Annotated in this window: 14 protein-coding genes; 5 read left to right on the forward strand and 9 right to left on the reverse strand. The window is 71.6% G+C overall.

Going from position 1 to position 13,579, the window contains the following annotated elements:
• From WG209_RS05290 to WG209_RS05310, 5 genes are all read left to right on the forward strand, one after another.
• A partial coding sequence (locus WG209_RS05290) for a DUF6797 domain-containing protein (protein WP_337173968.1) occupies nucleotides 1-2,940 on the forward strand: 2,940 nt, incomplete at its 5' end.
• Between the two features lie 243 nt (nucleotides 2,941-3,183).
• Nucleotides 3,184-3,594: a hypothetical protein gene (locus WG209_RS05295; protein ID WP_337173969.1), complete on the forward strand. Its 411-nt coding sequence runs from the start codon at nucleotides 3,184-3,186 to the stop codon at nucleotides 3,592-3,594.
• Between the two features lie 257 nt (nucleotides 3,595-3,851).
• Nucleotides 3,852-5,252: a hypothetical protein gene (locus WG209_RS05300; RefSeq protein WP_337173970.1), complete on the forward strand. Its 1,401-nt coding sequence runs from the start codon at nucleotides 3,852-3,854 to the stop codon at nucleotides 5,250-5,252.
• 49 nt (nucleotides 5,253-5,301) lie between these two features.
• Entirely contained in the window at nucleotides 5,302-6,327 is a 1,026-nt protein-coding gene (locus WG209_RS05305) for a DUF1559 domain-containing protein (RefSeq protein WP_337173971.1), read from the forward strand.
• 13 nt (nucleotides 6,328-6,340) lie between these two features.
• Complete coding sequence (locus WG209_RS05310; RefSeq protein WP_337173972.1) at nucleotides 6,341-6,733, forward strand: hypothetical protein; 393 nt, start codon at nucleotides 6,341-6,343, stop codon at nucleotides 6,731-6,733.
• Between the two features lie 42 nt (nucleotides 6,734-6,775).
• Here WG209_RS05310 and WG209_RS05315 read toward each other — a convergent pair whose 3' ends face one another.
• Genes WG209_RS05315 through WG209_RS05355 form a run of 9 tightly spaced genes read right to left on the reverse strand, consistent with a single transcriptional unit; the run spans nucleotide 6,776 to nucleotide 13,544 of the window.
• Nucleotides 6,776-7,684 (reverse strand): DUF1559 domain-containing protein, encoded by a 909-nt coding sequence (locus WG209_RS05315; RefSeq protein WP_337173973.1) that lies wholly within the window; start codon nucleotides 7,682-7,684, stop codon nucleotides 6,776-6,778.
• On the reverse strand, nucleotides 7,674-8,624 hold the full coding sequence (locus tag WG209_RS05320) for a DUF1559 domain-containing protein (RefSeq protein WP_337173974.1): 951 nt from the start codon (nucleotides 8,622-8,624) through the stop codon (nucleotides 7,674-7,676). Before WG209_RS05320 ends, WG209_RS05315 begins: the two co-directional genes overlap by 11 nt.
• Nucleotides 8,625-8,648: 24 nt before the next feature.
• Complete coding sequence (locus WG209_RS05325) at nucleotides 8,649-9,557, reverse strand: DUF1559 domain-containing protein (protein ID WP_337173975.1); 909 nt, start codon at nucleotides 9,555-9,557, stop codon at nucleotides 8,649-8,651.
• A 22-nt stretch (nucleotides 9,558-9,579) separates the two neighbouring features.
• Nucleotides 9,580-9,984: a hypothetical protein gene (locus WG209_RS05330; protein ID WP_337173976.1), complete on the reverse strand. Its 405-nt coding sequence runs from the start codon at nucleotides 9,982-9,984 to the stop codon at nucleotides 9,580-9,582.
• A complete protein-coding gene (locus WG209_RS05335) occupies nucleotides 9,981-10,517 on the reverse strand; it encodes a hypothetical protein (RefSeq protein WP_337173977.1) in 537 nt (178 codons plus the stop codon). The genes WG209_RS05330 and WG209_RS05335 overlap by 4 nt, the downstream gene beginning before the upstream one ends.
• Entirely contained in the window at nucleotides 10,514-10,942 is a 429-nt protein-coding gene (locus WG209_RS05340; RefSeq protein ID WP_337173978.1) for a hypothetical protein, read from the reverse strand. The genes WG209_RS05335 and WG209_RS05340 overlap by 4 nt, the downstream gene beginning before the upstream one ends.
• Nucleotides 10,942-12,156: a type II secretion system F family protein gene (locus tag WG209_RS05345; RefSeq protein WP_337173979.1), complete on the reverse strand. Its 1,215-nt coding sequence runs from the start codon at nucleotides 12,154-12,156 to the stop codon at nucleotides 10,942-10,944. The genes WG209_RS05340 and WG209_RS05345 overlap by 1 nt, the downstream gene beginning before the upstream one ends.
• Nucleotide 12,157: 1 nt before the next feature.
• A complete protein-coding gene (locus WG209_RS05350; RefSeq protein WP_337173980.1) occupies nucleotides 12,158-12,403 on the reverse strand; it encodes a hypothetical protein in 246 nt (81 codons plus the stop codon).
• Nucleotides 12,404-12,434: 31 nt separating this feature from the next.
• Nucleotides 12,435-13,544: a type II secretion system F family protein gene (locus tag WG209_RS05355; RefSeq protein WP_337173981.1), complete on the reverse strand. Its 1,110-nt coding sequence runs from the start codon at nucleotides 13,542-13,544 to the stop codon at nucleotides 12,435-12,437.
• Between the last annotated feature and the right edge of the window lie 35 nt (nucleotides 13,545-13,579).

Below are 13,579 nucleotides of genomic sequence, written 5' to 3' on the forward strand. Positions count from 1 at the left end.
CCCGCGCGGGGCGCGGCCGTCTTCACGGACGTCCGCTACACCTGCTTCTCGTGCCACGCCGTCGGGGGGCGGGGGGGGGCGATCGGGCCCGACCTGACGACCGTCACCAAGACGGCGACGCCCGAGGAGATCGTCGCGTCGGTCCTCTGGCCGCGACTCAAGGTGAAGCCGGAGTACGAGGCGTTCGGCTTCGCGCTCGACGACGGCCGGGTCGTCCAGGGCTACAAGGAGGGCGAGACCGCCGACGCCGTCCGGATCCGCGACGTGTCGCTTGGCGAGGCCGTCACGCTGGCGAAGTCCGAGATCGAGGAGTCGAAGCCGCTGGGGACGCTGATGCCCGACGGGCTGACGACGCCGATGTCGCCGCGCGAGCGGGCCGACCTGTTCGCCTTCCTGCTGAGCCTGGGCGCCGAAGGCGTCCCCACCCCGACGCTCTCCCCTCCGGTCCACGCCCACGCCCCCGCGCCCGTCGATTTCGAGCATGATCGCAAGCCGTTGCGGCCGGAGTTTTACGCCAGCGCCGACGACCACGTCAACCGCCAGCGGACGTTCGACTTCTACGCCAAGGAAGCCGACTTCTTCCGCGCCCAGCCCAACCCGCCGTCGCTCCTCCCGATGTATCCCGGGCTCGACGGCGGCAAGCGCGGCCACTGGGGCAACCAGAACGAGACCACCTGGGCCGACGGCCGCTGGAACGAGTCGGACCTGGGCTCCGTCCTGGCCGGGGTCCTCCGCGCGGGCGACGAGACGATCCCCAAGGCGGTCTGCGTCCGGCTGGGGGAGGAAGGCCAGCTGTCCGCCTGCTTCGACCCCCAGACGCTCACGTACCCGGCGCTCTGGACGGGCGGGTTCCTCAAATTCTCGGACGTCCGCCACGGTTTCCTGGGGGGCCTGATCCTCGACGGCCAGCTCCAGCCCAAGCCCGAAGGAGCGGCCCCCGAGAAGCCATTCACATATCAAGGCTACTACCGGCACGGAAAGCGGATCATCTTCGCGTACCGGATCGACGGCGAGGACTGGCTCGACGCCCCGTGGGTGGACGAGGCCGGCAACTTCGTCCGCGAGGCCGGCCCCGCCGCGACGCATTCGCTCCGCGACCTGACGCGCGGAGGGCCTTCGCGATGGCCCCAGACGCTCACCACGCGCGGCAAGAGGTCGGAGACGCGGCCCTTCGCCATCGACGTGATCGAGCCGCCTTACGAGAACCCGTGGAAGGCGCTGATGTATTTCGGCGGGCTCGACTTCCTCCCCGACGGCACGGCGATGGTCGCCACGATGGAGGGGGACGTGTGGCGCGTCTCCGGCATCGACGACGCCCTGGAGCGCGTCACCTGGCGGCGGTTCGCCTCGGGCCTGCACCAGCCGCAGGGGGTGGTCGTCGCCGACGGCTCGGTGTACGTCGTGGGGCGCGATCAGATCACGGAACTGAAGGACCTCGACGGGGACGGCGAGGCCGATTTCCACCGCTGCGTCAACAACGCCTACTTCACGTCGCCCGCCGGCCACGACTTCGTCTGCGGACTCCAGCGCGACGCCGAGGGGAACTTCTACACGGCGTCCGGCCCGCAGGGCATCCTCCGCGTCCCCCCCGACGGAGGCCCGCCGACGGTCCTCGCCACCGGCTTCCGCAACCCGGACGGGCTCGGTCTGACGCGATCCGGGATACTCTCCGCCCCCCAGTCCGAGGGGGAATGGGTGCCGACCTCGCAGGTCTGCGACATCACCCCCGGCGCCCACTACGGCTACCCCGGGCCGAAGGACGACCAGGTCCCCGCGCTGCCGCTGGTCTACCTCCCGCGCGGGATCGACAACTCGAGCGCCGAGCAGGTCGAGGTGACGAGCGAGCGCTGGGCGCCGTTCCTGGGGAACCGGATCCACCTGTCCTACGGCGCGGCGTCGGCGTTCCTGCTGCTCCGCGACGTTGTCGACGGCCAGGCCCAGGGCGCCGTCTGGCCGATCCCGGGCGACTACCTCTCGGGCATCCATCGTGGCCGGTTCAACCCCGTCGACGGCCAGCTCTATGTCGTGGGCCAGGCGGGATGGGGGACGTACTCGGCGCTCGACGGCTGCTTCCAGCGCCTCCGCTACACCGGCGACCCGGTCCAGGCGCCGCGCTCAATCCGGGTCGTCGAGAACGGCGTGGTCCTGGGCTTCAACCTCCCGATTGACCCGTCGGCCGCCGCCCTCCCTGGGGCTTGCTTCGCGCAGGCGTGGAATTACCGCTACAGCGGAGGCTACGGCTCGCTGGAATACTCCGCGCGGCACCCCGGGACGGCCGGCCATGACGTCCTTCCGATCCGGGGCGTCCATGTCGTCGGCGACGGCCGGACGCTGTTCCTGGAGATCCCCGACGTGCAGCCGGTCGACACGCTCCACCTGCGCCTGGACCTGGGCGACGGCTGGCCGCAGGAGCTGTTCGCCACCGTCCACAAGCTTGCCCCGCCGTTCACCGAGTTCCCGGGCTATCGGCCGACGGAGAAGATCGTCGCGGCCCACCCGCGGCTGGCCGACATGGCGGCGCTCAAGTACAAGAAGGAGCCGAACCCCTGGGCGAAGAAGCTGCCGAACGCGCGCAAGGTGGAGGTGACGGCGGGCAAGAACCTGACGTTCGCCACCCCCGCGTTCAAGGTGAAGGCCGGGGAGACCATCCGCCTGACGTTCATCAACCCGGACGTCGTGCCGCACAACTGGGTCCTGCTCCGCCCCGGGACGCTGGAGGTGGTCGGCGACCTGGTGAACCGGATCATCGCCGAGCCCGACGCCGCCGCGCGGAACTACATCCCCAGGACCGACGACGTGCTGGCCTACGTGGACGTCGTCGACCCGGGGTCCGAATCCTCGATCGATTTCGTCGCCCCCACGGCCCCCGGCCGCTACCCGTTCCTTTGTAGCTTCCCCGGTCACTGGATGGTCATGAACGGCGTGATGACGGTGGAATGACCGTCGGACCGGCCGCGCCTCGTTATGCCAGCCGCCGCCGGTCGGGCGAGGGGGGCGCGGCCGGATTCTTCGTCGCGACGAATTCCTTGGGATTGACAAGTCGGCCCCGGGCGATCGGTCCGGGCTTGAAAGTCGGACGTTGACGTCATAGATTGAACCCGCCGTGTGGTTTGATCCGGTTCGGCCCCGCCCGTCTCCATTCCATGACGGGGCCCCGATCCAGCGAGCGACGATCTCGATCCCATGACGCCTCGACGCGCCAGGATATCCCTGTTCGCGGCCCCCGTCTGGGCGGCCCTCTCGGCGGCGACCCTGGCCTTCGCCTGGTCGGCCGACGCGCGGGCGAGCTGCGGCGGCCTGGCGCATCCTGCCGAGGCCGTGGGAGTGGCGGCCTCGACCTTCTCGGCCGAGATCGTCGGCGACGAGCCCACCTCGCCCCTGAAGCCCCCCGGCTGCACCGGCGCGTTCTGCGCCAGGACCGACGGGCCCGCCGGCATGGACTTCACCGGGGGCGTCGACCTCCGCGCCGAGTCCTGGGCGTGCGCCCCGACGCCCGTCGACCCCGGGCCCGACGGCGGCGCCCGCCTGGTCGCCCGCTCCGACGCGCTCAGCCCCGGCACGGGCGGCGACGACCTGCTCGACCCGCCCCGATGACCGACCCCTTCGCGCGCCCCCCTTGCGCGCGGAGTTCGCCCCTCGACGGCGCTCCCGCGCGCCCCGACCGACCCGCGCGCGAAGCGCGCGACGGATCCGTCATCGTCACCGTCATCGCTTGAGCCACGGCGAGTCGCTTGCCGCCAGGGGCCGGCTCGCGTCACGGGCCTGGCGCCCCGACGCGGCTCCTCGGCCGCGTGGCGCGCCCGCGCCTGACCATCCAAGTCGGATTCATTCTTTCATCGTGGAGTGTTCTCATGGCCATCAGGCGATTCATGATTGCGTCGGCGCTGCTGCCCTTCGCGTGCCCCGCCTTCGCGGAGGACGAGGCCGCGCCGCCGCCGGTGGCGGTGACCCGGCCGGAGCTCAAGGAGGTGCTCGAAGGGTCGAAGTCGAGCAAGTCACGCCTCCCCTTGCCGCCGCTGACCGACGACGACCGGGCCCGCGCCGAGCAGGCGGAGCGGAACCCCGGCAACCCCATGGGGGGCATCGTGAACAACGGCCGGATGCGGATGCATTACCTCGCGCCGGAGTTCCGGAGCGAGTTCTACGTCCGTCCGGCCGACGCCGCGAAGCCCGACGCGAAGGCGATCCTCCGATGGGGGGCCGGCGACCCGGCCATGCCGCTCGACCCGACGTTCCGCATCATGTTCTTCTGGCTCGTCGCCCGCGCCAACAACTGCTACTACTGCCTGGGCCATCAGGAGGTGAAGCTCCAGGCCGTGGGCGTCACCGACGATGAACTGGCCGCGCTGGACTCCGACTGGTCGGCCTTCCCGCCCGACCGCGCGGCGGCCTTCGCGTTCGTGGCGAAGCTGACGCGGTCTCCCCAGGACGTGACCGACGCGGACGTCGACGGCCTCCGGCGCTACTTCGACGAGCCGGCGATCCTGGACATGATCTTCTCGACGGGCAACTACAACGCGATGACCCGCTGGACCGGCGGCCTGGCGATCCCGCAGGAGGACCATCGCGACTACCTAACGCCCACCGCCGCGGCCTTCCGCGACCGCGCCAGCCTGGTCGCCCCGCTGGACCCGGCGCGCGAGGCCGGCCAGGCCGTCTGCCGCCCGGTCGCGTCCAATCGCCCGGCGCTCGAGCCGCGTGACGTCGTCGAGGCCCGCCTGGCCGCGGCCCGAGACCGCAAGCCGCGGCTCGCCCTCGCGAGCGAGGAGCGCGCCCGCGAGATCCTGCCGACGGGTTCGTCCGCGGAGCCGTCGGCGAACTGGGTCCGCCTGCTCGCGAACTTCCCCGAGGCCGGCCGGGCCCGCGTCGTGAGCATCGCCGCCGCCGCCTCGCCCGACGTGGGCGTCCTCGACCCGACGCTCCGCGCCCAGATCGCCTGGGTCGCCGCCCGGCAGGATCGCGCCTGGTACGCGACCGGCCACGCGCTCCGGCGGCTGAAGGATCTCGGCCAGTCCGACGACGCCGTCTTCGCGATCGACGCCCCCGACGACAGCTTCGACGCCGGCCGCAAGGCGGTGTTCCACCTCGCGAGGAAGCTGACCGCCGACCCGGCGCTCGTCACCGACGCCGACGTGGAGGCCGTCCGCGCGCACTTCAGCGACCGCGAGACCGCCGAGGTCGTCTACTTCGTCACGGTCGCCTCCTTCTTCAATCGCGTGACCGAGGCCGCCGGGCTCCCGCTCGAATTCTGACGGATCGATCCCTTCATCAAATTCATTCGTCCCGTCGTCGGAGGTCCACATGCACGCCCACGTCCGTCGCCGCCCCCGCGGCTTCACGCTGATCGAGCTGCTGGTGGTGATCGCGATCATCGCCGTCCTGATCGCGCTGCTCCTGCCCGCGGTGCAAGCGGCCCGCGAGGCCGCCCGCCGCGCCCAGTGCGTCAACAACCTGAAGCAGATCGGGCTCGCGACGCACAACTACCACGACGTCCACCAGAAGTTCCCGCTCGGCCGCGCGGTCGAGGTGGGCGCTGGGGGGGCCGTGAGCATCAGCCGGGCTTACTCGCCGCACAGCCAGATCCTCCCGTTCATGGAACAGACGCCGCTCTACCAGGCGATCAACTTCAACCTGACGTGGAACCCGGACCCGGCCAACGGCGGCTACGACGGCAACCGGACCGTCCGCGCCTCGGTCGTCTCCGGGTTCCTCTGCCCGTCCGACGCCGCCACGACCATCCCGGCCGGCTACGCGGGGAACAACTACCGCGCGTGCGAGGGCTCCAACTTCCTCTTCGGGCACGGCAGGTCCGACCCCGGCAACGCCAACGCGGCGATGCGGGCGCCCGACGGCCTGTTCTTCGCCAACGAGGCGAGGGGGGTGGCCGAGGCGACCGACGGCACGTCGAACACCGCGATGTTCAGCGAGCACATCATCGGCGACTTCAACCAGGCCGTCGCCACCGAGCACGGCGACACCTTCCAGCCGGGCGTCTACCCGGCCACCCAGGACGAGGCCGTGCGGGCCTGCCGCGACATGAACTGGCGCGACATCGCCCGGCAGGGCTTTTCCGACGTCGGCGCGCCTTGGATCTACGGCTACCACTCGACGACGTCGTATTATCACGTCGGCCCGCCCTCGTCCCGCTCGTGCATGTTCCCGCCGATGCGGATCGCGACCACGGCCAACAGCAAGCACGCCGGCGGGGTGAACGTCCTGCTCGGCGACGGCTCGGTCAAGTTCATCAAGGACTCGATCAACATCCAGACCTGGCGCGCCATGGGCTCTCGCAACATGGGCGAGGTCATCAGCGCCGACGCCATGTGAGCGGAGCAGCGACATGACAGCCAGAACGACCCCCGTGGTCGCCCTCTTCCTCGCCGCCTCCCTGGCGGCGGGGTGCGGCGACGCGGCCCCCGCGGCCACCGACGTCTCGGCCGCGAAGGAATACCTGACCCGGGCGCTCGACGCCTGGAAGGCGGGCGAGCCCAGGGACTCGCTCGCGTCCGGGAGCCCCACGATCCTCGTGAAGGATCCCGACTGGGACCGGAAGTCGACGCTTTCCCACTACGCCCTCGAAGGCGAGGGCCAGCCGCTCGGGGCGGGCGTGCAGTGGACCGTGCCGCTGACGCTGCTCTCCGCGAAGGGCAAGAACGTCAAGAAGCAGGCCGTGTACGTCGTGAACATCGCCGACGACGTCGTCGCGGTCTCGCGCCAGGACATGGACTTCTGAAGACCCGGCCGGCGGGGCGTCGCGTGCGACGCCCCGCCGCGGTCAGAAGGCGTCGCCGTCGATGATCACGCCGTCGGCGCGGTTGGCGAGGGCCCGCAAGACGCGGCGGTCGATCTTGCTCTTGAGGAACCGGACCGAGCCGTCGCCGAGCAGGAAGTTCGCGCCGGTGGAATGGTAACTTCCGAAGCCGCCGACCACGTCGGCCTTCATGTCTCCGGCCTCGATCATGTCGCGGATCGCGGTCGGGTCGAAACCGCCGCCGGAAGGCCGGGCGCGTCCCGCCACGCGGAGATGCTCGGCGAGGGAGAACTCGGGCGAACCCTCGTCGTTGACGTCCCAGCCGGCGTTGCGGAGGGTGGCCGCCGTGCCCGCCGCCCAGCCGCCGTAGGCGATCGAGCCGCGGCCCTCTCCCGCGACGATCGTGAACGCCGGGCCGTCCACGAGGTCCGCCCGGGCGACCCGGCTGTTGAGGAACAGGACGCCGTGGTCGTCCGCGCCGATTGGCTTCTCCTCGTCGTTGTGGCAGCCCGCGTAGTTCATGCCGTTGTCCTGGTTGGGCGACGACGGGCAGACGTAGTTATTGAGCCTCCGGCCCGACGCCGTCCGGTTCTCCTCGGCGAACGCCCCGTAGCGGAAATTCAAGGCGTTGTACGCGTTCCGATGCTCCAGGAACGGCAGGATCCGCGCCGCCCAGCCGACGCGGTAGCCGCTCGGCTCGATGGTGACGGGCCCCTCGGCGTCGACGACGCCCGGCGGATAGACGCGGTTCGACGCCGCGTAGTTCTCCATCGCGAGGCCGATCTGGAGCATGTTGTTCGTGCATTGGACACGGCGCGCGACCTCGCGGGCCGACTGCACGGCCGGCAGCAGCAGCGAGATCAGCACGCTGATGACGCCCACCACGATGAGCAACTCGATCAGCGTGAATCCGCGGCTCGGATCAGTACGCATCGCCGTCCACCTCCTCTCCGTCGTCGCGGTCTCCCAGCCGTCGATAGACGGCCGGGTCGATCGACTGGCGCACGAACCGGGCCGAGCCGTCGCCGAAGGCGAAGAGCGCCCCGCCCCCGCGATGCCGGCTCCCGAAGCCCCCGACGTACGCCGGCGGGAGGTCGACCTCGCCCGACGCGGCCAGCGACTCCAGCGCCGCGGGCGTCCGCGCCGAGCCTCGCCAGGCGTCGGAGTTCGCGACCTCGCCCAGCGCCGCGACGTCCAGGCCGTTGATCGCCGCGCCGGTGTTGCGGAGCGTGGAACGCCCGCCCACGAACCAGCCGTCGGCCGACGGCTGGAAGACCTCGCCCACGAAGATCGTCTGCGAGAGGCCGTCGAGCACGTCGGCCGCTCGGACGCGGCTGTTGAGGAACAGGACGCCGTGGTCGTCGGCGTCGATCACCTTCTCGACGTCGTTGTGGCAGGCGGCGTAGCTCGACGGGCCGATTTCGGACTCGGCCGTGGCCGGGCGGAACCAGGAGGCCCAACCTTGAGACCAGGCGGCCCCTTCCGGCGAGGAATCGGGGCAGAGCCACATGCTGATCCGGACGCGGCGGGCCGTCAAGTTCCCGGGGTCGGTCGACGCGACCTCGAAGTTGATCGCGTTGTAGACGGCCTGCTGTTCGGTCCAGGGGAGGATCATGGCCGCCCAGCTCACGCGGCGCGTGGCGACCGTGGGGTCCAGCGGCCGGGCGTGATCGACGACGCCCGGCGGGAAGACGGCGTGCGAGGAGTGGTAGCTCTGGAGCGCCAGGTGCGTCTGCTTCAGGTTGTTCAGGCACTGGGCCCGGCGCGCCGCCTCGGCCGCGCCCCGGAGCGCGGGGACCAGCAGCGCGAGGATGGTCCCGATGATCCCCAGGACCACGAGGAACTCCACCAGGGTAAAGCCCGACCGCTTCATCGTTCGACCTCCCGCGACGGGCGGTTAGTAGGAGTTGGCGTCGATGACCTCGCCGTCGGCCCGGTTGACGAGAAGGCGGAACGTCCCGATCGCCATCGAGTCCTTGATGAACTTGACGGAGCCGTCGCCGAACAGCGTGTTCGCCCCGCCGGGGTGGTACGAGCCGATCCCGCCGACGAACTTACCGGCGTGCTCGGGGTCGGATTGATAAGCGGCCCTTTCGATCGGGCCTCCCTCCGCGTGGATGAGCACGCCGTCGCGGGCGTTGGGGGGCGAGCCGGCGTTCCGCAGGGTGGCGCGGGTGCCCGAGGCCCAGCCCAGGTCGGTGCCGTCGATCCGCTTCTCGGCGGCGTAGATCGTGTTGCTGGAGCCGTCCGGGACGTCCTCGTAGCGGATGGCGCTGTTGAGGAACAGGACGCCCCGGTTGTCGGCCGCGATGGGCGCCTCGACGTCGTGGTGCATGCCGACGTAGCTCGACGCCGGGAACTCATGGCCGTCGCGCCTGCCCCCCCTGGGGTCCGACGGGCAGATGAAGCTGCTCAGCAGCCGCGCCCGCGTCGTCTGGTTCACCTCGTCGTAGAGGCCGACCTGGAAGTTGAAGTGGTTGTAGACGTTCTTCATCTCCATGTACGGCGCGAGGCGGACCAGCCAGCCGAAGCCGTAGCCCTTGGGCTGGTCGAGGATCGGGCCGTTGCCCTCGTCGACCACGCCGGGGGGCAGGACTTCGAAGGCCCCCTCGTAGTTGTGCAGGGCCACGCCAATCTGCATCAGGTTGTTGACGCACTGCGAGCGGCGGGCGGCCTCGCGCGCCGCCTGGACGGCCGGCAGCAAGAGCGCGATCAGCACGGCGATGATCGCGATCACCCCCAGCACCTCGATCAGCGTGAACCCCGGCCGAGGCCGGCCGGCCGCATCCCTCTTACGCGAAATCATGACGGCGCTCCTCGATCGGGTTTCAGGGCTTCTCGGGCAAGACGACGCGGCGGCTGGACCGTGCGCGGCGCTCGGGGTCGACGGGGTGATCGGCCTGGACGCGGATGGCTCGCGTCCCGCCCTCGGACTCCACCGCGATCGTCACCACGGCGGCCGGGCCCTCGGCGGGGGGGAGGCCGAGCAAGGGGGCGGGGATCTCCCACCGCTCGCCGGCGTAGTCGGGATCGGCCGCGAGTCGGGCGAACGCGCGATCGAGGCCCGCGTCGGCGAGCGCCTCGGACTGCAAGGCCCTGGCGCGGGCCCGACTTCGCGAGTGGTACGTCGCGCCCAGGCCGACGATCGTGGAGGCGATGAGCCCCAGCACGACCAGCAGCGCCAGCACGGCGACCGTGGTCAGCCCTCGACGACGTTTCGGACGCGCGATCACGGCCGGCCTCCTTCCTTCGCCTCGGGCGCGACGTTCCGGCCCACGACCGCCACGACCTCCCACGTCCGGATCGGATCGATGCGATCGCGACGGCGCTGGAGGTCGACCGCCAGCGCGGCGAACGGGCGGCCATCGACCTCGCGGGCTTCCGCCCTCGCGCCGACGCTCTCCGACAGGCGGTAATCCTCGCGAGCCGCGTCCTTGCCGCCCGCGACGACGACGCGGGAGAGCCCGCCGGCCTCGTCGACGCGGTACTCGACGGACCGATCCGCCTCGCCGGTCAGCCGCAGCGTCCGGCCGTCGACCGCGGCGGAGCGCGCGGAGTGGGCGTCGTCGCGGAAGCGGGAGGCGAGGCGGTCGAGCGTCTCGGATCGGCCGAAGCCGTCGAGCGCGTCGGACTGCAATCGCATCGCCAGCCCCAACATGAGGGCGCATATGCCGAGCATCACGGCGACGGCCGTCATCATGACCGTCATCTCCACGAGCGTCACGCCGCGGCGGCGGGAAGCCGGCCGTGCCTTCGGGCGTCTCATCGCGCCGCCTCCTTCCGCTGGTGGATCCAGGTGACGAGCCGCGCCGGCGCGTCCCAGTCGCCGGCGTGGTTGCGCCATCGGAGCCGGATCGTCACGCGACGCGCCGGGATGTCGCCGGCGGGGTCGTCGGCCGCCTCGGCGGTCAGCTCGGCGCCGGGGAGGGTCGCGGCGGCGGCGGGCGAGGGCGACAGGCCCTCGATCGGCCCGACGGCCAGAGCGGCGAACGTCCGGGCGGATATCCGTTCGAGGGCGTTGGCGACCTCGACGGCGGCGACGCCCCGGCGGTCCCACTCGCGGCGCTGCGCGGCGACGGCCGCCGTCGCTTGCGCCGCGAGGGCCATCGCGATCGTCAGCATCAGGGCCGAGATCGCCGTCTCCAGCAACACCGTGCCGCGGCGGGCGCGCGGCGTTCGTCTCGCGAGCATCAGGAGAGCCTCCCGATCAGTTCGACCAGCGGCATGAAGAAGGCCAGCGCCAGCACGCCGACGACCACCCCCACCATCCCGACGATGATCGGCCAGAGCGCCTGGGCGACGAGGGCGCGGCGGAGGTTCGCCCGCCGGAGCGCGGCGTCGGCCAGGTCGTTCATCGCCCAGGGGAGGTTGCCGACGGCCTGGGCCGAGGTCAGCGCCTCGCGGTCGGTCGTCCGGATCAGGCCGCGGCGGAGCAGGGCCTCACGCCAGTCGACGCCGCGCCTCACGTCCTCCTCGGCGGCGGCGACCCGCCGGCGGATGCCGCAGGAGGGGTAGCGCAGGGCCAGCGTGTGGAGGCCGGCCTCGATGGGCCGGTTCGCCTTGGCGGTCATCGCGAGCGCCTGGAGGATCAGGGCCGCGTGCCGCCTGCGCGACGAGCCCGCGGGGAGCCACGACGCCGCCCCGTCCGCGGACATCCAGGGGATCGACAGGAAGGCGAACGCCGCGGCGAGCGTCAGCAGGGGGACGATCATGAATGACGACGACAGGTAGTGGGCCGTCCTGATCACGGCCCGGGTGACGGCGGGCAGCTCGACCCCGAAGTCGTTGAAGATGGCCTCGAATTTCGGCATGATGAAGTAGAGGATGAAGAAGACGATCCCCTGGCCGATGAGCAGGACGATCCCCAGGTAGCTCATCTGCGAGGCCAGCTCCTGGCTGGCCGTGGACCGCTCCGACTGCTGGGCCGCGGCCCGGCGAAGGGACTCGCCGAGGCGGTCGTTCTCCTCGCCGACCTCCACCATCATCGCCGTCTCGGCCGACATCAGCCCCGGGACCTGGCGGAGCGCGACCGAGAGTCCGGTGCCCTTCGAGAGCAACTCCGCCAGCCGGACGACCCGACGGCGGAAGCCGCCGCGGTATTGACCCGCGAACGCCTCCACGCTGGTCGCCAGCGGCATGCGATGATCCGCGGCGATCGCCAGCATCCACAGCAGCGCGTAACGCTGGCTGTCGCGGCCGCGGATGGCCATGAACGACGCGCCGACGACCATGGCGATCGTGAACAGGACGAGCAGGATGACGGCCAGGGGGCCGGTCCACGACCACGCCCAGACGAACAGCGCCGCGGCCAGCACGACGCCGAGCGCGCGGGCGAGGCCCCACGACCCGCCGGCGGACGACGCGCCCGCCTTCGCCCCCGGTGATACCTCCGGCCCCCGGCTCATGTCATCGCCTCCGGATTTCTTCATGGATCGCCGTCACGGTCCCCAGGGCGATCATCGCCACGGCCAGGCCGCAGGCGGCGAGCAGGCCGATCAGTAGCTCGACCTCCGTCGCCCCGAACCTGGTCAGCGCCCTCGCCGCGAGGACGAGGACGACCGGGGCGACGGCGTAGCTTCCGTATTGCGCCGCGCGGGCGGCGGCCCGGTCGCTCCAGAGGCGGAGCCTCGCCAGTCGAATCAGGCCGCTCATGGGTTTGAGCCTCCGGTGGAGATGGATGGGTTCATCCCGACAGCTTCGTTACCAGGGTGACCAGCGGCAGGAACAGGCCGACGACCACGACGAACAGGCCGACGATCACCGCGGCCGCCGCGAGGAACCCCGCGGCCGCTCCCCCGAAGGCGACCTCGGCGCGGGAGCGGGCCTGGAACGTCTCGCCGGCCATGCGGAGGACCTCGGCGATCGCCGCGTGGCCCTCGGCCCAGCGGAGGAGCCGGGCCAGGCCCTCGGGCATCGAGCGCCGGATCGCGCGAAGGCCGTCGGGGTCGGCGCCGGCCATGTCGCCGGCCATCGCCGCGGACAGCGGGGCACCGTCCTCCACGCCCTTCGCCATCGCCCGGCAGGCGCGTTCGACGTCGCGGTTCTCGATCGCCGCGCCGGTCAGCCGCAGGGCCTCCGGGAGCGGGATCCTGGCCTCCAGCAGCATCGCCAGCAGGTGGCAGAACTCGGCCCACGCGGTGTACTTCCACAGCGTCCCGATCACCGGCGTCCACGCGACCAGGCTGTCTCGCGCGCCTCGCGAGGCGAGCATGCCGATGAACGCCCAAGCCAGGACCAGGCCCGCGAACGCCGCGAGGAGGAACGGCGCGAGGATCCTCATGATGCTGGACAAGGTCAGCAGCAGCATGGTCATGCCCGGGAGCGGGATCCCGAAGTCGTGGAAGATCCGATTGAAGCGATCCACGATGAGGGCGTCGACCAGGACGAATACCACGATGGTCAGCCCCACGGCGAGGATCGGGTAGATCAGCCCGGCCCAGAACGTGCGCCGAAGGTCCGTGCCGACGCGGGCGACGTCGGCGAACCGCCCCAGGACGTCCCCCAGGTCGCCGGCGCGGATCCCGGCCCGGATGAGCCCGCGCAGGTGAGGCGGCACGCGACCGGCCTCGCCCTCGACCGCCTGGTCCGGCGGGACGCCCCGGTCCAGGGCGTCGGCAAGGTCGACCAGCGCGGCGCGGAACGCCCCGCGAGGCGATTCCTCGGCCAGCGCCCGCAGGCCGGGCCCCAGCGGCAGCCCGGAGGCCGAGACGCCCGCGACGTGCCGCGACAGCCGCGCCGACTCCTCCGCCGAAAGCTCCCCGCCCCGCCCAGCACCCGCCTCGGATTCGCTCATGACCCCCTCCGGAACCCATCGATCGGCACGTCGCG

It is taken from the genome of Paludisphaera sp., from assembly GCF_037189885.1.
Lineage (GTDB): Bacteria > Planctomycetota > Planctomycetia > Isosphaerales > Isosphaeraceae > Paludisphaera.